Raw genomic sequence first — 20,180 nt, 5'->3', positions numbered from 1 at the left:
TTTAGGTTTTACCCTTAACATCTCTATCATATCTAAAAAATGCTTTTAGGTCAAGTACTAAACTTGTTTTTATCAACATTTATCTAGGAATAAATTCCTTTATTGACGGGCTTCTATGCAAATCGGACAAGAACTGCCCAGGCATCTTCACCAGTGTGGGTTTGAATGATCGAACCTGTCTCCAAAACAGAGATTGGAGTTGCAACCAAAGGCTGTAATTGCGCCTTCATTTGGTTAGCAAAGTCAGGTCCACCAGCATAGGAAATCCCTATCTCAGCGATTTCTTTACCAGATAAGTCTTGTATCAACTCGTCCAACCATTTTTTAAAGGTCTTCTGTCCGCGTCCTTTGACAATCGGTTGCAGTTCATCGTTCTTCATTTCCATGACAACCCGAATATTCAAAAGGGAACTCAATAAACCAGTTACGCGGCCAATCCGGCCTCCTTTCACCAGGTTTTCCAGAGTAGAAACCCCAATGTAGAGTCTAGATTTTTGCTTGACCTCTTCAATGCGGGCTACAATTTCCTCTACGCTAGCTCCTTCTTGAGCCATTTTCGCTGCTTCTACCACTTGGAACTTCATGGCTTGGTCTGTAAAGCTACTATCGATCACCGTAACATCTGCATTGGCTAAGGTAGCGCCTTGACGTGCAGCTTCCACTGTACCAGATAAGGCATGAGACATATGGATCGCAATAATTTGCGCCCCTTCTTCAGCCAAACCTTCGAAGGCTTCCGCAAACACACCTACTGGAGGTTGACTGGTCTTTGGAAGGTTCTTACTGGACTTCATCAACTGAAGGAATTGTCCTTCTGTTAATTCCGCATCTGAATAGAGGACACCGTCCACCATAACAGAGAGGGGAACGATGGTAATTCCGTATTTTTCAACAACTTCAGGCTCAATCGTTACGGATGAGTCTGTAACAATTTTTACTTGTGACATAACATTCCTACAATCTTTTCTTAGATATATCCACTCTATTATATCAAATTTTCTAGGCTTTTGTGGGACAAAGTCCTTTTTACTTAATCATCGATAGCTGCAAAGCCATCATTGACCAAAGCAACATCGGCCTTCATTCCACTTTCATCAAAGAGAATGCCATGGAGGACGCCACCATATACAGCCCCGCCATCCATGCCAATCTTCCCATCTTTGGTCACCCAGAGCTCCTTGGTTCCAATCTTTTGATCCAAGAGATAGTGAACCGGGGTATGGCCAAAAACAATGGTCTTTCCTGTCTGATTGATTGCTTCATGGAAGGGCTGGCAAATCCAGACCTTTTGGTAATCCGACGTTTCATGCCAATCAGGCAAGGTCAAGTCAAGCCCAGCATGCACAAAAATATAGTGTTCTGTTTCATAGACAAAAGGAAGCGAACGGATGAAAGCGACGAGGTCCCCACAAGTCTCTTGCACGCGCCGAGCATCCGCCACGCCATCTACTGGAGCTGTGAGGGGACGACCAAGTAGAGAGTTGATGGTCGTGTCACCACCATTTCGTCGGTAATGGTCGTAGCGCTCTGTTGGGTTATCGATCCAGGCTAGAAACATGTATTCGTGGTTCCCAGAGAGGCAGATGGCCCCTTGCTGTTCGACAACATCTTTGACCAGTTCGATAACCTTACGACTATCTTCCCCACGGTCTATCATATCTCCGAGAAAAACCAGCTGAGACTGACCATCCCAATGGGTCATCAGTTCCTCTAGCATACCGGCTTTTCCATGAATGTCTCCCACTACGAAATAGCTTTCCATATCGGTTCCTTTCTTCTTAGGACGGCCGTTTTAGCAATTGCTCTGCCTGCATGCGGGCTGCTTCTGTCACATCTTCACCAGCTAGCATCTTAGCGACTTCTTCGACCCGTTCTTCATGACTGAGCAAGCGAACGGTCGAAACCGTTGAAAATTCATCGCTCACCTTTTCGATAAAGAATTGGTAATCTGCTACTGCAATGACCTGAGGTAAATGAGAGATGGCTAGCACCTGACCATAACGTCCAATTTTATAAATCTTCGAAGCAATGGCCTGCGCCACCCGACCAGATACCCCTGTATCCACCTCGTCAAAGACGATACTGGTCTTGCCTTCTTTGCGGGAAAAGGCTGACTTGATGGCCAACATGAGACGGGACAATTCCCCACCTGATGCTACTTTTACCAAAGGCTTAAAGTCCTCCCCAGGGTTGGTCGAAATATAAAACTCAACCGTTTCGTTCCCTTCACGGTTAAATTTAGATGGGGTAAAACGCACTTGGAAACGGGCTTTTCCCATGTAGAGATCCGCTAGTTCCTGCTGGATCTCTGCTTCCAGCTGCTGGGCCAAGTCATGACGCCCTTGACTCAGTTCTTTAGCCAAGCCAACCAGCTGACCTTCCATGGACTTGAGTTCTTTCTCTAAGTCTTCAGAGGAGGTTCCCCCTCCTGTTAATAGGCTATATTCCTTGCTGATTTGCTCCAGATAATCAAGAACATCCTTTACTTGACCGCCGTACTTACGCGTGATCGAGTGGATTAGGTCTAATCGAGCTTCTACCTGCATCAAGCGGTTACCGTCAAAGTCCAAGCCGTCTACCAGATCCTCCAAGCGTTTGGTCAGATCTTCCAGAGTATAGTAGGTCTCAGCCAGTTGGTCAGACAAGGTCTTGTATTCTGGATCATACTCTTCGATACCTTGCAGATCATTCATGGCCGATCGAACATTGCTAAGACTGGAGAAGTCTTCTGCATCCAGCATAGCGTAGGCATTGCTTAGGGTATCCGCAATCATCTTATGGTTGAGCAGGCGTTGCCGTTCTTGCTCTAACTGGACATCTTCATCCAGAGACAAGGTGGCCGCCTCGATTTCCGAAATTTGGTATTCCAGCATTTCGATGCGAGCTTGGTTTTCCTGGTTATTTTTTTGGATTTGCAAGACCTGCTTGCGCAAGGACTTGTAATTCTCAAAGGTCTCTCTATAGGCCTTCTTCGTCGCAAAAAAAGCATCTTCCCCAAAGCTATCCAGCATAGCGATATGCAAGGGAGCCCGCATCAGTTCTTCCTGATCGTGCTGGCCATGAATATCTACCAAATGCTGGCCAACCGTCTTGAGAACAGAGAGGTTAACCATCTGCCCATTGATGCGACTGACACTCCGACCATTCTGAAAAATTTCTCTGCGAATAATCAACTCCTCTGCCCATTCTAAGCCCTGCTCCTCAAAGAGCTGCTGAAGGGCACGGTTTTCATCAATCGCAAAGAGACCTTCAATCTCAGCCTTAGGAGCACCGTGGCGGATGACATCAGTCGTCGCCCGGCTCCCCAGCATCATATTCATAGCATCGATAATGATGGATTTTCCTGCTCCAGTTTCACCGGTTAAAACCGTCATCCCCGTCTCAAAATTCAGAGCGATTTCTTCAATGATAGCAAAGTTTTTAATTGAAATTTCTAATAGCATCTCTCTCCTACCATTCCATCAATCGTTGTTCGATAAACTGAGCCTTTTCTTCCGAGCGGGCCACAATCAAAATACTATTGTCGTCTGAGATCATGCTAAAGATGATGTCATCAAAATCTTCTTGTAGATGCCGCTTGACTAGATAGGCTGTCCCTGGGACAAGTTTGAGGGTCAAAAAACTCCCCATGCGTTCAAAGGATTGAAGATTATTTTCTGCTAATTTTCCACTATGTTGGACGCGTCGCAATTCATAGACATAGGCTGAACCTTTTAATGGTGTTTTAATAATCCCTAGCTCTTTAATATCACGGGAAACAGTTGCTTGTGTCGCAGAAATCCCTGCTTCTTTCAAATGCTCAACAATTGCATCCTGAGTACCGACCTTATTTTCACGAATAAAGCGGCGTATTTTTTCTAATCGGTTTTGTTTACTATTCATGTTTAAAATCAGTGTGGGCTTTGTCGACGACAGCTGCAAACTCTTGCTGATCAAGACAATTTTTCCCGGTATTTTTTTCTAAATAAAGTAAAAATTCAATATTGCCATGGCCCCCTTGAATCGGTGAATAATCCACTCCCAAGATAGAGAAGCCATGTTCTAACGCAAAGCCTTGAACCTGTTCCAAAACGGACAGATGGACCTTGGCATCCTTGATAATTCCATTTTTCCCAATCTGCTCCCGACCAGCTTCGAACTGGGGCTTGACAAGGGCGACCACCTGGCCTCCTTCTTGTAAAATCCCATGGAGGACAGGTAAGATGAGATTGAGGGAAATAAAACTAACATCAATGCTAGCAAAACTTGGTCTATGTTCAAAATCCTCAGACGTCGCATAGCGGAAGTTGAACTGCTCCATCGAGATGACACGAGGATCCTGCCGGAGTTTCCAAGCCAACTGATTGGTCCCTACATCCACTGCATAGACCAAGGCGGCTCCATTTTGGAGCATGACATCCGTAAAGCCCCCTGTTGAGGCACCAATATCTAGCGTGACCTTGTCCTGCAGATCAATCTCAAAAAGGTCCAAGGCCTTTTCTAACTTGAGACCACCACGACTGACATATTTGAGTTTTTCACCCTTGAGTTTTAATTCTGTCGCTTCGTCAATTTTTTCGCCTGGTTTATCGAAGCGCTCGCCATTATGGACCGCAACGACCAGACCAGCCATCACACCGCGTTTGGCCTGCTCCCGGGTTTCAAAAAGTCCCTGCTTGTAGGCCAGTACGTCAACTCTTTCCTTCGCCATGAATTCTAAGTCTTTCTATTATCTTCTTGATTCCAGTCCCATCGAAGTCTACCTGCTGTGAGATGCGATCGAGCAAGTCCTCACAGGCATCCAACTCCCGGTCCAAATAATCCTGAGCTCCATCTAGACCGAGGAGGGCAGGATAGGTCGATTTTTCAGCTTGCAGGTCCTTCTGAGGGGTTTTCCCTAAGGAGGCAAAATCAGCAGTCACATCCAAAATATCATCCCGAATCTGGAAGGCCAATCCTAAATGGAGGCCAATTTCCTCTAAGAGAGTCGCGATAGCTGGCTCAAGCTCTAAGAGGATCCCTGTTGCTTGGAATGGATAGGCGAGCAGTCGCCCCGTCTTATTGGCATGGATGACTTGCAACTGGTCCAAGGTCAGGCTCGCCCCTTCCCCTTCCATATCCAAGACTTGGCCTGCCACCATCCCAGCTGTCCCTGAAGCATCCGATAACAGAGCAATCAGTTGCACCCGGATAGAAGCTGGAAGGTCTGCCTCTGCCACACAGCCAAAGGCATCTAAGAAGAGCGAGTCTCCTGCTAAGATGGCTAGGTCTTCCCCAAACTTTTTATGGTTGGTCAATTGACCACGACGATAATCATCATTATCCATGGCTGGTAAATCATCATGAATCAAGCTTCCCGTATGAATCATTTCAAGAGCGGCTGCCACCTGAAAATGAGCTTCAAGGATGGGAGCATGAAAGGCTTCCAGCAACTCCAATAAGAGCAAAGGTCGAATCCGTTTCCCCCCTGCATGGACTGAATAGAGGATAGATTCTACCAAGCGGGGAGCGATTTGTTTAGCCTCGTAGAAACCTTCTATCGCTTTTTCAACCCCTTGCAGTTTTTCTTCTAGAATCATACTAGTTCCGTTTCTGAGCCATCTGCTTGCATCACCTTGACCAAGGTCTTTTCAGCCTGATCAAGTGTTTCTTGCAAGTCTTTTGATAGCTTCATTCCTTTCTGAAACTCTGAGATGGCCTCTTCGAGGGGCACTTGCCCACTTTCCAACTTTTGGACAATAGCTTCCAAATCAGCTAAATTTTCTTCAAATTTCTTTTCTTTCGACATGCTTTACCTCTACTTCTACTTGCCCATCCCGCATGACTAGCGTCAAGGCATCCTTTTCTTTGATTGTATCCACGCTATCCAAAACATGATCTCCAGCCTGTACCAAGGCGTAGCCTCTAGCCACAATGCGACTGGTATCCAACATCAAGAGAGCTTCCGATAGGCGCTTGGCATCTGCTGCTTTTGTCTGGTAGAGCTCCTTGACTTTCAAGGTCAGCAATCGCTCCATCTGGAGAATCTGGTCTCGATAACGCTCGAGCTGATGCTGTGGCGCTTGGGAAGCCAATCGATGGCGGAGTTCTTGTAACTGGCGACTATTTCTGGTAACCGACTCTGACACAGCCTGTTTCAATCGCAACTGAATCTGATCCAGCTTTTGCAGGTAAGAATCGTACAGCCGCTCTGGCTGACGGAAGATGACCGATTGGCTTAGTTTTTTCAGGCGTTCTCGATGATAGACTAGGCGATTGCGCATAGCGGTTGCCATCCGCCCTTCCTGCTTCTGCAAATGATTGAGCAGGTCCAACTTGGTCACAGGCGTTGCCAACTCAGCCGCAGCTGTAGGAGTTGCTGCCCGGCGATCTGCGACAAAGTCTGCTAGAGTAGTATCTGTCTCATGCCCTACACTGGAAATAATGGGAATTCTAGACTCAAAAATAGCCCGCACAACTGGCTCTTCATTAAAGGCCCACAGGTCTTCGATGGAGCCACCACCACGACCGATGATCAAGACATCGAGGTCCGACCGATCATTGGCCTTTTGGATATTGGCGACAATTTCTTGGGCAGCTCCCTCTCCTTGTACCTTGGTTGGAAAAAGGAGAATCTCCACGCCCGGAAAGCGCCGCGAAACAGTCGTGATAATATCGCGAATAACGGCCCCACTCTGACTGGTAATAACCCCAATTTTCTTGGAGAACTGGGGGATAGCCTGTTTGAACTTCTCTTGAAAAAGGCCTTCTTCCTGGAGTTTCTTTTTCAACTGCTCAAACTGAATAGCTAGAGCACCGACGCCATCTGGCTCCGCCTTTTCGATGACAATGGAATAACTGCCACTTGGCTCATAGAGTTGGATCCGACCGATGACATTGATCTTCATGCCTTCTTCGAGCTCAAAGCCGAAACTCTTATAAATCCCAGCCCAGACAGTCGCCTGGATCACAGCTTTTTCATCCTTTAGAGAAAAATACTGGTGATTGGGACGCTTACGGAAATTCGAGACCTGACCCGTCAAATAGACCCGCTCTAGATAGGGGTCCTTATCAAATTTTAACTTGAGGTATTTGGTCAGACTGGATACCGATAAATACTCTGACATAGTTCCCCTTTCACACGGAAAATTCTAGTATAAATTATACCAAAAATAAGCGGAAAAATCTGATTCTACCTACGGAAAAAGCCTCAGATTTCATCATCTGAGACTTGATTTTTTATTGGCAGTTGGAAAGGCAAATTTCCCTCATCCATTTTGGAATTTCTTTACTAATCGCGGTCGGTAAAACCACGTAGGCATTCTTGCTCAAATCGTCTGCAATGCCCGAATGAAGGTGACTGGCAACTACCACGCGCTCATAGAGTCCAACTTGCGGAAATTGACCCGCAAAGCCCGCAATCATCCCTGCTAAAGTATCGCCCATACCACCCGTTGCTTGATAGGGGCCTCCAACCGATAGTTGGTAATAATCTGTCTGCCCTTGTTGCCAGATCTTAGTCTGAGGACCCTTTTGGACTAAAATACTTGCTGGAGGAAGTTGGGACAGAGACTGCCTTGTTGCTTCTTCCCCTTGATCTCCGATTGCTAGCCCGGACATGGCCTCCCATTCTTTTTGATGAGGAGTAAAGACCAGTTGAGCTGGAGGAAGAGAAAGTCCTAAGCGAGTATAGAGGCTAATGGCCCCACCATCTAGAATGAGCACTTGATGAGGTTGAACTCTTTCAAAAACAAGTTCTACAAGGTGTCCCCCTAGCTCATTGGCATTGAGTCCTGGTCCCAATAAAATGACGCCTACTTTTGCGATTTGCTCAGCCAATAATTCTTGGTCCGTCACAGCAAATGCCATGGCTTCAGGTAGCTGACTATGAAGGGAAGGGATATTCTCTCGGTCTGTCGCTACCGTGACAAGTCCTGCTCCACTATGAACCGCTGCGAGGGCTGCCATAATAATGGCTCCACCATAGGGATAGGTCCCTCCAATCAAGAGCAGACGCCCATAGTCTCCCTTATGACTAGAACGAGGACGCTCGATGATAACTTTTTTCAAAAGAGCTTGATCAATCTCTTTCATACACTACTCCTTCAACTTATCCTTACCATGTAGTACTTGATTAACCTTAGTATTCCAAGCCTGTAACCCTTCTCCCTCATAGTCTAGGTAAATCACTCTATCTTGTAATTGACAAGGAATCAAGCTTTCAAAACAAGACTTATCTTTTGAAGGAATAACACACAAATGAAGAAAGGTATCCAAATCTAAACTATCTCTTACCTTCGCAACATGATAGCCATCAAACATATAACCTGGTGCTTGAATTAATTCTTCATACAGAAAATGAAAACTAACGCCAGGAATGAACTTTTCTTGCAATTCCTCCTCAGACGGTGCCCGTCCTAACAAACGCTCCATAGCGAGTCGGTAACCCGAAGTCGTATTAGACCATCCGAACATGATATAGTCAAAATAGTCTGCTGGATCAGAAGCTGCATTACGACTATCTGTAACTAGCTCAGCCCCACTTTTACCAAATACTTTTACCGCCGACATGAGTTTTCCAGTCTGAAAAATAGCCTTAGCCACCTCAACTGTACAAGTATGACTACAATAATTTGAAGTAACCAACTTCCTCTGGATATCATAGGTAGAAGCTACAAGGCGATGACTTGGTCTGTACGGAGGAAAATAGCTATGCTCTTGCAAGTAATCATGAATTTGTATATTTAATTCATGATTCTCACATTCCACATTGGTCTGACGATGATGGTCGCGCTCATAAGCAATAAACTTTGCTAGCTTCTCCAATTCCCATTCTTTAATCTGAGGATAGCTTTCAAGGGCAAATTGATAAATTCCATCCCACTGGAGACTATAATCTGAATTACAAACTTTTACAATCATATAATCACCTCTACTTCATTATACTACAAAAAGATAGAATTAAACTTCAATTGACAAAACAGGGTTTATAATAAATAAAAAGGTCGAGAAATTACTATCTCAACCATTTTTCATCATAAACTTAATTTTTATCCAAACTACGCACTGCAGCCTGATAGGTCTGCTCCATCAGCATGGTAATGGTCATAGGACCAACGCCACCTGGAACCGGAGTGATGTGACTAGCCAGAGGAGCTACTTGTTCATAGTCGACGTCTCCACAGAGCTTCCCATTTTCGTCACGGTTCATTCCGACATCGATAACGACCGCTCCCTCTTTGACAAAGTCAGCTGTAACAAATTTGGCACGACCAATTGCCACCACTAAGATATCGGCTTTTCTAGCAATTTTAGCCAAATGATGAGTCCGCGAATGGGTCAAGGTCACCGTTGCATTTTTTGCTAGGAGAAGCTGGGCCATCGGTTTCCCAACGATGTTTGAACGGCCAATGACGACTGCATTTTTCCCTTCAACATCGATATCATATTCCCGGAACATTTCCATAATCCCTGCTGGTGTAGAGGGGACCATGATCGGATTTCCTGCCCAAAGATGTCCCATATTGAGAGGATGGAAGCCATCGACATCCTTAGCCGGATCAATGGCTAACAAGACTGCCTCATCGTCGATATGGGCTGGTAGAGGCAACTGGACTAAAATTCCATGCCAGAGTGGATCCTGATTGTAGCGGTCAATGAGGGCCAACAAGTCCTCCTGGGAAATACTTTCTGGCAGTCGAACCACTTCACTTCGAAATCCTGCTGCCAAAGCTGACCGTTCTTTATTGCGGACATAGACCTGGCTAGCTGGGTTTTCTCCCACCAAAATCACTACCAAGCCTGGGACCTGACCAGTCTCAGCCTTCAGGCGAGCGGTTTTTTCAGCCAATTCCCCCTGCAATTTTACTGCCAATGCCTTCCCATCAATTACATGTGTCATCTCAATCTCTTTTCTATTCAATATCTTCTCTATTATATCAGATTTGTGAACCTGCTCCTAACACTTCTTGATTAGACAAGGTTATAAGAAGAAACTATAACTATTTTCTTCCAACAAAAAAGAGACTAGATGCTCTAGACTCTTGATTGATACTTCTTAGTACAACAATTCGTAGATCTCCATTGCGATTAAGTCAATGCTATCGAATGTATAGGTCTCACGCGCTTCTACATCACGAAGAGTAAATACTGATCCATTTTCTTCATCATAGTTGTAAGCTACTTCAGCAACTACAACTCCTTCACGTTCAAAATTACGTTTTAAGTTTCCACCGTCTTTCGTCATCGCTTCCAAACGGCTGATAATTCGTACCAAATGTGATTCCATTTTGATTCTCCTATTTACTTTCTACTCTCCTATTTTATCATAAAAGAAGGAGGAAATTCCAATAAAAATCAACTTTTCCGCTATTTTCCTCTTTATTCCATGCCTAAAACCGGACTTCATACTAAATTCTTGCAAACTTTTAGAATACTGCTATAATGAAACTATAAAAGTTTGACTATTTCTGACCAATAGTTTTTACACTTTTTACCCTAGAGAAAGAGGTAAGAGAATGCTTTGTCAAAACTGTAAAATCAATGATTCAACCATTCATCTTTATACGAACGTGAATGGTCACCAACAACAAGTAGACCTTTGCCAGAACTGCTATCAAATTATGAAAACGGATCCTAACAATAGTCTGCTCGCAGGATTAAACCAACAAAATCGCGGAGGACGGGATCCTTTTGAAGATTTCTTCAATCAACTAGGAAACTTCCAGGCTCCGCAAGAACCCCAAACCCCTCCGACCCAATCTGGAGGAGGCTATGGTGGTGGAAATGGCTATGGCTCAAATGGAAACGGTCGTTCTTCAGGACCAAGTAGAGCTCAAGCCAAACAACAACCAAAGGGCCTCCTAGAAGAGTTTGGAATTAACGTTACTGAAATTGCTCGTCGTGGGGATATCGATCCGGTCATTGGCCGTGACGATGAAATTCTTCGCGTCATTGAAATCCTCAACCGTCGGACCAAGAATAACCCTGTCCTGATTGGGGAACCCGGTGTCGGAAAAACAGCTGTCGTAGAAGGACTAGCGCAAAAGATTGTTGATGGGGATGTCCCTCACAAGCTTCAAGGTAAGGAAGTCATTCGCTTAGACGTTGTCAGCTTGGTTCAAGGAACTGGGATCCGAGGGCAATTTGAAGAGCGCATGCAACAATTGATGGAGGAAATCCGTCGTCGGGAAGATGTGATTTTGTTTATCGATGAGATCCATGAAATTGTCGGTGCCGGATCTGCTGGAGACGGCAATATGGATGCTGGAAATATCCTCAAACCAGCCCTCGCTCGTGGTGAATTGCAATTAGTCGGTGCGACAACCCTCAATGAATACCGAATTATCGAAAAGGATGCGGCACTTGAACGCCGGATGCAACCCGTTAAGGTCGACGAACCTACAGTGGAAGAAACCATCACCATCCTCAAAGGCATTCAAAAGAAATACGAGGACTACCACCACGTCCACTACACCGATGGTGCGATCGAGGCTGCGGCTCTCCTTTCCAATCGCTATATCCAAGACCGCTTCTTGCCAGACAAGGCCATTGACCTCTTGGACGAAGCAGGCTCTAAGATGAACTTGACCCTCAATTTTGTCGATCCCAAAGTCATCGACCAACGCTTAATTGAAGCCGAAAATCTCAAGGCTCAAGCGACGCGTGATGAAGACTTTGAAAAGGCAGCCTACTTCCGCGACCAAATCGCTAAGTACAAAGAAATGCAAGGGCAACAGGTCACTGACCAAGATACGCCAGTCATTAGCGAAAAGACCATCGAACACATCGTCGAGCAAAAGACCAATATTCCAGTTGGCGATTTGAAAGAAAAAGAACAATCCCAATTGATCAACTTAGCAGCTGATTTGAAGGCTCATGTCATTGGCCAAGATGAGGCTGTTGAAAAAATTGCTAAGGCCATCCGTCGAAACCGGGTAGGGCTTGGAACACCAAACCGTCCAATTGGTAGCTTCCTCTTTGTTGGACCAACTGGTGTCGGGAAGACCGAGTTGTCCAAGCAATTGGCCATCGAACTCTTTGGTTCTGCCGACAGTATGATTCGCTTTGATATGAGTGAGTATATGGAGAAACATGCCGTTGCCAAATTGGTCGGTGCTCCTCCAGGCTACGTCGGCTATGAAGAAGCAGGCCAGCTGACTGAAAAGGTGCGTCGCAACCCTTACTCTCTCATCCTCTTGGATGAGGTCGAAAAGGCCCACCCAGATGTCATGCATATGTTCCTTCAAGTCTTAGACGATGGGCGCTTGACAGATGGACAAGGCCGAACGGTGAGCTTCAAAGATACCATTATCATTATGACTTCCAATGCGGGAACTGGAAAAGCGGAGGCTAATGTCGGCTTTGGGGCGGCTCGTGAAGGTCGTACCAATTCTATCCTAGGTGAACTGGGGAACTTCTTTAGTCCAGAATTCATGAACCGCTTTGACGGCATCATTGAATTCAAAGCCTTGTCTAAGGAAAACCTCCTTCAAATCGTCACTCTCATGTTAGACGATGTCAACCAACGCCTAGCCCACAATGATATCCACCTGGATGTTACCGATAAGGTCAAGGAGAAACTGGTTGATTTGGGCTACGATCCGAAAATGGGGGCACGTCCTCTTCGTCGCACCATTCAAGACTATATTGAAGATGCCATTACAGATTACTACCTAGAAAATCCTAGTGAGAAAGATCTGAAGGCTGTCATGACCAGCAATGGGAAGATTTGCATCAAAGGAAAGAGCAAACCTGCGAACGAAGCAGAAAAAGTAACTGAATAATCGCATTCAAAAGAGGCTGGGACAAAAGTCCTAGCCTCTCAATTATTTTTGGATTGTTGAGCAAGACGCAGTGGTTGAGTGGGCTCTACTACGCTGATTTCATCAGCTTTTACAGCCCTACTCAACTGTGCGGAGGTGGGACGACGAAATCGAATTCTAACGAATTACCGATTTCTGTCCCACTCTCTTATTTTCATCTCCTACTGCTTTTTATGTCCATCTATGTTATAATGATAAAAAAATAAGAAGCGAGTATCATTATGACCGTTGCAACTTTTGGAACAAAAGAAGAAAATGTTGACTATGTCAATCGTTATGGAGTCTATGCGGTGATTCCAAATCCAGAAAAGGACAAAATCATCCTAGTCCAAGCTCCAAATGGGGCTTGGTTCTTACCAGGTGGTGAAATCGAGGCAGGAGAAGATCATTTCTTGGCACTCGAGCGCGAACTGATCGAAGAGCTGGGATTCACTGCGACCATCGGCGAGTATTATGGACAAGCAGATGAGTACTTCTACTCCAGTCACCGCGACACCCACTACTACAATCCTGCTTATATCTATGAAGTAACTGACTTTGTAGAAGCTCAAAAGCCACTAGAGGATTTCAATAACATTGCCTGGTTCCCCATTGACGAAGCCATTGAAAAATTAAAAAGAGGAAGCCATAAATGGGGCATCAAAATGTGGAAATCTGCCCAAAAATTGTAAGCGACTTCTTTCACAAAATAAAAAAAAGTGCTATAATAAATGGAGAAAGAGCTTAGGAGGATCTCACATGAAGCTTATGAATACAACAAATAGTCATGCTAATTTGGTCAAAAGTCAATTAGAAAGTACCGATGCTACCCTTGTTGAGGTCTATTCAGCTGGTAACACCGATGTTATCTTTACCAAAGCTCCTACTCATTACGAATTGTTGATTAGTAACAAACACCGTGCCATTCGTGAAACAGAAGTTGAAAAAATTCGTGAGTTCTTTTTAAAACGCAAGATTGATCTCAAAATCATCGACCAATCCACTATTAAAACGCTCTACTCCGATAAACTGATTGAAATTTCTTTCCCAATTATTTAGTAAGGCTATTCCGCCTTACTTTTTTTATTGCCTTGACGATGGACACGATACACTATTCTAGCCACCAAAAAAGAAGTTCCTTTATGGAACTTCTTTTGATATCTTTTATTTGGCTTTAAAACCTTCTGCAACTGCGTCTGCAAAGTTCTCTTCAACGATGCTTGCACAGTGATCACAGATGGTTGCATGATAACTACGTTCTGCAGTTGTTGGGTCGATTCGACGGCAACGGTCACAAACTTCACCAGCAGCACGGTCAACTGTGAAGGCTACATCTTCAAAGGCCACTGCACCTTCTGGGGCTGGTCCTTCTGCGATGGTTAATTCAGAGACAATCAAGAGTTGTGCTACATTGCTATCAACAGCTCCAAGAAGAGTTTTCACAACTTCGTTTGGATAAACGGTCAAGTGAGCTTCAAGAGATTTACCGATGACTTTTTCGTTACGCGCTTCTTCCAAGGCTTTTTGAGCTTGGCCACGGAAGTCCATGAAGGCTGACCAGGTATCCAAGATTTCCTCTTGGTTGGCAAATGTTTGAGCTTCTGGTAATTCTGACAATTGAACGAAGTCTTCCGCTTCAAACTCTAGATATGACCAGATTTCCTCTGCTGTGTGAGGAAGGATCGGTGTCAAGAGTTTAGTGATTTTTACAAGGATATCATAGAAGACCGTTTGCATTTGACGGCGTTCAAGTGACTTAGCCCCTTCAATGTAGACAACATCTTTGGCGAAGTCAAGGTAGAAGGCAGACAAATCAACGTTGATAAAGTTAACAAGTGCTTTATAGATTGTCAAGAATTCAAAGTCAGCATAAGCATCACGAATGATCTTGACAAGCTGGTTAAAACGAATGGTCATGTACTTGTCAACGGAACGAAGTTCTTCGTAAGCTACTGCATCCTCAGCTGGGTTAAAGTCAGAAGTATTGGCGATCAAGAAACGAAGCGTGTTACGGATCTTGCGGTAAGTCTCAGAAACTTGGCTTAAGATATCCATAGAGATACGCACATCGTTGCTTGAGTCAACACTGGTTACCCAAAGACGCAAGATTTCAGCACCAAATTGTTTTTCAACATCGCTTGGAGCAATGGTATTTCCAAGTGATTTAGACATCTTCTCACCTTTACCGTCAAGGGCAAAACCTTGTGACAAGATTTGTTTGTATGGTGCGACACCATGATTCGCCACAGATGTGATAAGAGATGAGTTGAACCAACCACGGTATTGGTCTGAACCTTCAAGGTAGAGATCAGCTGGGTATTTGAGTTCCGGACGGTTCACTACAACCCCATTCCATGATGAACCTGAGTCGAACCAGACGTCCATGATGTCTGTTTCTTTCTTGAACTCTCCATTTGGTGAACCCGGATGGGTAAATCCTTCTGGCAAGAGATCTTTAGCATCCCGTTCCCACCAGATGATGGAACCGTTCTCTTCAAAGAGTTGAGCTACATGTTCGATGGTTTCAGCCGTCATGATAGGTGTCCCATCTTCAGCGTAGAAGATTGGGAGTGGCACACCCCAAGCACGTTGACGAGAGATAACCCAGTCACCACGGTCACGGATCATGTTGTAAAGACGGACTTTCCCCCATTCTGAGTGGAACTTCACTTTTTCAATTTCATCTAGGATATCTTGACGGAATTTCGATACTGAGGCAAACCATTGTGGCACAGCACGCCAGATGATTGGTTTTTTCGTACGCCAGTCAAATGGGTAGGAGTGAGAGATTTCTTCTTGAGCAAGAAGAAGATTTCCAAGTTTTTCAATAACCGTTGGTACAACCTTGTCGTAGAATTGACCTTCGAATTCCTCACCCGCGTTGGCCATCATGATCCCGCGTTCGTTGACAGTTACAGCAACTTCGAGACCATTAGCAACACCGACATTGTAGTCATCTTCACCAAAACCAGGGGCTGTATGGACGATACCTGTACCGGAGTCTGTTGTAACGTGGTCACCAAGGATAACAAGTTCATCTACTGCTGTGTCCCATGGGTGCTCTGTCACGATATGGTTCAATTCTTGACCACGGTAAGTCGCCAAAACTTGAACATCCGCCCAACCAAATTTTTCAGATAAGCTGTTCAACAATTCAGCAGCAACCACAAACTTACGAGCTTCACCAGCAGGTTGAACCAAAACGTAATCAATATCCGCACCAACAGTCAAACCACGAGAAGCAGTGATAGTAAATGGAGTTGTTGTCCAAACAACGATATAAGTATCAGTGTCTAGGACACCTTTGCCATCTTTAACCTTGTTGGCATAATAAAGTGATGTTGATACCAAGTCATGGTACTCAATTTCCGCTTCAGCAAGCGCTGACTCAGAAGACCATGACCAGTAAACTGGCTTAGCTCCACGGTAGATATAGCCTTTGTTAGCCATTTCACCGAAGACACGGATTTGCGCCGCTTCATAATCAGGCGTCAAGGTCACATAAGGATTTTCCCAGTCACCTGAAACACCCAAGCGTTTAAAGTCTTCGCGTTGTTTATCTACTTGAGAAAGGGCGTAGTCGCGGCAAAGTTTCAAGTACTCAACCAAGTCCATTTCTTTGCGTTTGACACCTTGTTTAGCCAAGACTTGCTCGATTGGCAAACCGTGTGTATCCCAACCTGGGATGTACGGTGCATAAAAACCTGACATAGACTTAGAACGAACAATGATATCTTTTGAAATCTTGTTCATGGCATGTCCTACGTGGATATTTCCGTTGGCATACGGAGGGCCATCATGCAAGGTGAAATGTGGTTTTCCTTGGTTCAATTCTTGACGACGTTGGTAAAGCTTTGCTTCTTCCCATTCTTTTTGCCAAACTGGCTCTTTTGTAGGCAGACCAGCCCGCATCGGGAACTCTGTCTTCCCTAAATTCAGTGTTTCTTTGAGTTTCATGGTGTCTCCTCTAAAAAATAATCATACAAAATAAAAGACCACGACCTCGCCAAAAAGGACGACAAGTCGTGGTACCACCTTCATTCAAGAAAGAGACTCCTCTCTTTCTCCTCTTTTGTCGCTAACGCTGACCAGCGTTAGTGGTTACTCATTTCACCACTAAGATTCGTAAAAGGATCAACCTTAACAAAGGAAGTGCAAGTCTTCCACCATCACCTGCTCGCTAAAACTATTTGATAAGGTCACTGTTTTTACAGATTATAAGATTGAAACAGATTCACGTTGTCCTTCTTCTGGAGCATCGATATCATCAGCTTCAGGAGTTTCTAAGACAACATCAATAGAATCTTGATCTTCATGATTTTTTTCTGCTTCTTCCAATGCTTCTTTCACTTTTTCATTCAATCCTTGAAAAGCTTGAGTTGCGCCTAACTCTAAGTTAGCTGCCTCAATACGTTTTTGCAATTCTTCAATTTCAGCTGAAGTAAATTGACGTGTCAAATCAATGTTAGCATCTTCTGAATGATGATGAACAGATTCACCCAAAGCTTTCTCAACAATTTCACGAAATGCTTCATCACTTGTTTGAATATACATAGCAGTTGGGCGAAGAATTTCATCCCATTCTGGTGTATCAATAATGCTCAATTGACTTTCGATAGTTGATTTCAAACGTTGATGGAAGACGCGTGTCTTATTCTTCAATTCTTCCGTTTCTACAGCAACTTTTTTGGCATTGTCTGTAGCATGACGGAGAATTTCATTTGCTTTTGCTTTTGCTTCTTCAACTAAATGGTGAGCATCTTGCTCCGCTTGACGAACAATTGTTTCTGAGCGTTCATTTGCCGCATGTTTCACACGTTCTGCAGTATCTTGGGCGATCAATACTGATTGACTCAAGGAGTCTTTCATTTCGTCAAAGTAGTTCAAGCGTTCTTCCAACGCACTAATTTTTGTTTCCAATTCATGATTTTCACGAACTAATTTTTCATAGTCTCGGTAGACCATGTCTTGAAACTCTTCAACTTCTTTAGCATCGTAGCCTCTAAATTTTACATAAAAGCGTTTATCTTTGATTTCTAAAGCTGTAAGTGCCATAGTTCCTCCTTATTTTCTACTGGAAAATACTTCAACCGTTAATTTGTATTTTCCACTTTTTGATAGGCCATTTTCTGATAGTATTTTAAATCGGCCATACTTTCGAACACTAATTAAATCTGCTACTTGGATCATCCGACTAGGATTATCAATAGTGGCATAGTTTACCTTTACCTGGCCCGACTGAACTAATTGAACAGCTACAGACCGAGCAAGCTTAAAGGTAGAAGCTACTAGTTTATCAAGTCGAACACTAGTAACCAATAGGTCTTTGAGTTTGGATGGTTCGTCTACGCTGATCCGTTCTCGACAGTCAACCTCACGAATCTTGACAGATGCTTTTGCGATCTTCTTAAGATTCTCTTTGAAATAGGAGGAGAAACGCTCATCCACATAGATATGAATTTTCCCTTGTCCAACTAGAATATCTCCAAAAGACTTTCTTTCTATGCCTAATTGATGGAGAAGCGAACCCAAAACTTGAGAGTGACTTAACCGATAAAACTTATCCGGATAGAGAACTTCTAACAGACTCATTTCAAAATCAGATGCCTCTAACTGATAGTAGCTAGGAGCAAGAATCACTCGTGCATATTCTGTAGGATAGATTTCTGCACTTGAAAACACCTGCAAACCATGGTGGGCACCAATTTGTCGTAAAATATCAACCTGATGTGGATTTAAAAAGGAAGTCAGTTCAAAACTATACTGTTGCTCCACCCGAGCTACTAATTCTAGAACTCGATCGATAAAGACGTAGTCTTCTGGACTATAGTGTTGATAAAATCCCTTGGTCATATAAACTGCACCAAAAATTGAAGGACAAACCGTTCCACTACGGATAGAGCAAGTAAGGCAAACATGACTGTAAAGTCTAACCCACCAAATTGCAAAGGAATCTTTCTAAATAGGCTCAAAAATGGTTCGACGATCCGTTGAACCATTTTAGCTAAAGCCGATTCTGATGCATTTGGAAACCAACTAAGCAAAGCATAGATGATTAGTACTAGCTCAAAAACCTGAAAGAAATTTCTAACTAATTGTAGGACAAACATATTAACGATTTCGTTTCATATCAAAGTCGTACTCAGCAACTTCGACATCATTTGGAAGGCGAATATCTTCAATATTCACAACGACATTGATTGGTGTTAATAAGTACATAGTACTTGCAACACGACGTAGATTCCCGGCTAATACATAGCGAGCACCATCCAAATAATCCAAACATCTTCTTGCTTGAACTTCTGTCATGTATTGGAAATCGATAAGAATACTTTCGTTTGCCAACAACAAGTCAACAATTTCAGTTGCTTCTTCATATTTACGAGGGTAGCGTACATCAATTGTAATCTTTTCATCTGCAGCAGAACGATTTTTTGCCAACTCTTGTTGACGTTGATGAAGTCGAGTAATATTTTCAGAAGATGATTTTTGAGATGAAGCTGATTCAACCACTGCTGTAGAAGCTACTTGTGGACGACTAGCTGCAACAGGAGTAGGTTTCTGCTCCTTGGCAGCTACCACAGCTTTTTGACGTGGTTTTGATGATGGTTGTACTGGTTTAGGGGATGCTACAGGTTGGCTAGCACCGACTGCTTGAGCAGGCGCTTCTTGCACATCGTACTCATCTCCATCTTCAGTAAAATAATCAATCAATCGATCAAATCTATCTTTAAATGACATAATTCTTTCCTATTTGAAAAACGAGGTCCCAATTCGCACAAAAGTCGCACCGTTAGCAATCGCCACATCATAATCACGACTCATTCCCATGCTTAACTCTGTAAAGGGCATATTTTTCAACTGTTTCTTTTGTAATTCTTTTTGAAGTTGGTGAGTTGCTGCAAATATGGCTTGCAACTCGTCCTGACTTGCCTCAAAAGGAGCCATCGTCATTAAGCCAACAATCCGTAGGTTATCCAAGCCTTCTAGTTCAGGAAGAACCGCATCTAGCTCTTCAGGAGCAAATCCATGCTTGCTTTCCTCTCCAGAAATATTGACTTGTATAAAACATTTAATTGGGTGACTCGCCCTTTTTTGAATTTCTTGGGCAAGCTTCATAGAATCTAAAGCATGGAAGTAATCTACAAAATTGATAACTTCTTTTACTTTACGACGTTGGAGACTACCGATCAAATGCCAGGTCAGTCCCTCATCTTTTAGAGCTTGGTATTTTTCTAGAAATTTATCAACACGGTTTTCACCGATATGACAGACTCCTGTATCAACCAAAGCCTTAGCTTGGTCGATACCAACATACTTAGTAACAGCAATCACATTGACCTGATCCCTGCGGTTTGCTGTTTCCATTGCTTTTGCAACCTGCGAGAATATTCGCTCTTTATTTTCAATCAGATTCAT

21 protein-coding genes and 1 other annotated feature are annotated in these 20,180 nt (G+C 43.8%); of the genes, 3 read left to right on the top strand and 18 right to left on the bottom strand.

Annotation, left to right across the window (positions count from 1 at the left end; all coding sequences use genetic code 11):
- Window positions 1-113: 113 nt before the first annotated feature.
- The 12 genes from H8S88_RS03725 to H8S88_RS03670 form a co-directional block, all read right to left on the bottom strand.
- Window positions 114-947, bottom strand: a complete 834-nt coding sequence (locus H8S88_RS03725) for a DegV family protein (RefSeq protein ID WP_223363516.1) — start codon at window positions 945-947, stop codon at window positions 114-116.
- An 83-nt stretch (window positions 948-1,030) separates the two neighbouring features.
- Window positions 1,031-1,762 (bottom strand): metallophosphoesterase, encoded by a 732-nt coding sequence (locus H8S88_RS03720; RefSeq protein ID WP_236127952.1) that lies wholly within the window; start codon window positions 1,760-1,762, stop codon window positions 1,031-1,033.
- Between the two features lie 16 nt (window positions 1,763-1,778).
- Complete coding sequence (gene recN / locus H8S88_RS03715) at window positions 1,779-3,443, bottom strand: DNA repair protein RecN (protein WP_236127951.1); 1,665 nt, start codon at window positions 3,441-3,443, stop codon at window positions 1,779-1,781.
- Window positions 3,444-3,450: 7 nt separating this feature from the next.
- Window positions 3,451-3,882 carry an arginine repressor gene (locus H8S88_RS03710; RefSeq protein ID WP_236127950.1) on the bottom strand — a complete coding sequence of 144 codons (432 nt, stop codon included), beginning with the start codon at window positions 3,880-3,882 and terminating at the stop codon, window positions 3,451-3,453.
- A complete protein-coding gene (locus H8S88_RS03705; RefSeq protein WP_236127949.1) occupies window positions 3,875-4,690 on the bottom strand; it encodes a TlyA family RNA methyltransferase in 816 nt (271 codons plus the stop codon). The genes H8S88_RS03710 and H8S88_RS03705 overlap by 8 nt, the downstream gene beginning before the upstream one ends.
- Complete coding sequence (locus tag H8S88_RS03700; RefSeq protein ID WP_236127948.1) at window positions 4,671-5,558, bottom strand: polyprenyl synthetase family protein; 888 nt, start codon at window positions 5,556-5,558, stop codon at window positions 4,671-4,673. The genes H8S88_RS03705 and H8S88_RS03700 overlap by 20 nt, the downstream gene beginning before the upstream one ends.
- On the bottom strand, window positions 5,555-5,767 hold the full coding sequence (locus H8S88_RS03695; protein ID WP_006596769.1) for an exodeoxyribonuclease VII small subunit: 213 nt from the start codon (window positions 5,765-5,767) through the stop codon (window positions 5,555-5,557). Before H8S88_RS03695 ends, H8S88_RS03700 begins: the two co-directional genes overlap by 4 nt.
- Window positions 5,745-7,085, bottom strand: a complete 1,341-nt coding sequence (gene xseA, locus H8S88_RS03690; RefSeq protein WP_048789752.1) for an exodeoxyribonuclease VII large subunit — start codon at window positions 7,083-7,085, stop codon at window positions 5,745-5,747. The genes H8S88_RS03695 and xseA overlap by 23 nt, the downstream gene beginning before the upstream one ends.
- Window positions 7,086-7,197: 112 nt before the next feature.
- Entirely contained in the window at window positions 7,198-8,052 is an 855-nt protein-coding gene (locus tag H8S88_RS03685) for an NAD(P)H-hydrate dehydratase (RefSeq protein WP_048789753.1), read from the bottom strand.
- 3 nt (window positions 8,053-8,055) lie between these two features.
- The gene (locus H8S88_RS03680) at window positions 8,056-8,880 is read right to left on the bottom strand and encodes a hypothetical protein (protein ID WP_048789754.1); all 825 of its coding nucleotides are present in this window, start codon (window positions 8,878-8,880) and stop codon (window positions 8,056-8,058) included.
- A 121-nt stretch (window positions 8,881-9,001) separates the two neighbouring features.
- Window positions 9,002-9,859 (bottom strand): bifunctional methylenetetrahydrofolate dehydrogenase/methenyltetrahydrofolate cyclohydrolase, encoded by an 858-nt coding sequence (locus tag H8S88_RS03675; protein WP_236127947.1) that lies wholly within the window; start codon window positions 9,857-9,859, stop codon window positions 9,002-9,004.
- 156 nt (window positions 9,860-10,015) lie between these two features.
- The gene (locus H8S88_RS03670; protein ID WP_006596773.1) at window positions 10,016-10,246 is read right to left on the bottom strand and encodes a DUF1797 family protein; all 231 of its coding nucleotides are present in this window, start codon (window positions 10,244-10,246) and stop codon (window positions 10,016-10,018) included.
- Between the two features lie 229 nt (window positions 10,247-10,475).
- On the opposite strand from H8S88_RS03670, the gene H8S88_RS03665 reads away from it, so the two are divergent.
- From H8S88_RS03665 to H8S88_RS03655, 3 genes are all read left to right on the top strand, one after another.
- Window positions 10,476-12,743, top strand: coding sequence for an ATP-dependent Clp protease ATP-binding subunit (locus H8S88_RS03665; RefSeq protein ID WP_195610904.1), 2,268 nt, complete (start codon window positions 10,476-10,478; stop codon window positions 12,741-12,743).
- Between the two features lie 260 nt (window positions 12,744-13,003).
- On the top strand, window positions 13,004-13,453 hold the full coding sequence (locus H8S88_RS03660) for an NUDIX hydrolase (protein ID WP_125335230.1): 450 nt from the start codon (window positions 13,004-13,006) through the stop codon (window positions 13,451-13,453).
- 67 nt (window positions 13,454-13,520) lie between these two features.
- Complete coding sequence (locus H8S88_RS03655) at window positions 13,521-13,820, top strand: DUF1827 family protein (RefSeq protein ID WP_125329687.1); 300 nt, start codon at window positions 13,521-13,523, stop codon at window positions 13,818-13,820.
- Between the two features lie 105 nt (window positions 13,821-13,925).
- Here H8S88_RS03655 and ileS read toward each other — a convergent pair whose 3' ends face one another.
- The 6 genes from ileS to H8S88_RS03625 all read right to left on the bottom strand — a co-directional run bounded on the left by ileS (window position 13,926) and on the right by H8S88_RS03625 (window position 20,180).
- On the bottom strand, window positions 13,926-16,718 hold the full coding sequence (gene ileS / locus H8S88_RS03650; RefSeq protein WP_125335228.1) for an isoleucine--tRNA ligase: 2,793 nt from the start codon (window positions 16,716-16,718) through the stop codon (window positions 13,926-13,928).
- Window positions 16,719-16,769: 51 nt separating this feature from the next.
- Window positions 16,770-16,986, bottom strand: a binding site (T-box leader).
- Window positions 16,977-17,816, bottom strand: a complete 840-nt coding sequence (locus H8S88_RS03645) for a DivIVA domain-containing protein (protein ID WP_061563677.1) — start codon at window positions 17,814-17,816, stop codon at window positions 16,977-16,979. Its footprint overlaps the feature before it by 10 nt.
- A gap of 9 nt (window positions 17,817-17,825) precedes the next feature.
- Window positions 17,826-18,614 carry a YlmH family RNA-binding protein gene (locus H8S88_RS03640; RefSeq protein ID WP_125335226.1) on the bottom strand — a complete coding sequence of 263 codons (789 nt, stop codon included), beginning with the start codon at window positions 18,612-18,614 and terminating at the stop codon, window positions 17,826-17,828.
- Window positions 18,611-18,871, bottom strand: coding sequence for a YggT family protein (locus tag H8S88_RS03635; RefSeq protein WP_006596781.1), 261 nt, complete (start codon window positions 18,869-18,871; stop codon window positions 18,611-18,613). The genes H8S88_RS03640 and H8S88_RS03635 overlap by 4 nt, the downstream gene beginning before the upstream one ends.
- Before the next feature lies 1 nt (window position 18,872).
- Window positions 18,873-19,502 carry a cell division protein SepF gene (gene sepF, locus H8S88_RS03630; protein WP_061563675.1) on the bottom strand — a complete coding sequence of 210 codons (630 nt, stop codon included), beginning with the start codon at window positions 19,500-19,502 and terminating at the stop codon, window positions 18,873-18,875.
- 9 nt (window positions 19,503-19,511) lie between these two features.
- Window positions 19,512-20,180 carry a YggS family pyridoxal phosphate-dependent enzyme gene (locus H8S88_RS03625; RefSeq protein WP_061563674.1) on the bottom strand — a complete coding sequence of 223 codons (669 nt, stop codon included), beginning with the start codon at window positions 20,178-20,180 and terminating at the stop codon, window positions 19,512-19,514.

Source organism: Streptococcus sp. GS001, assembly GCF_021595565.1.
GTDB lineage: Bacteria > Bacillota > Bacilli > Lactobacillales > Streptococcaceae > Streptococcus > Streptococcus xiaochunlingii.
This window is presented reverse-complemented; position numbering and strand designations above follow the sequence as displayed.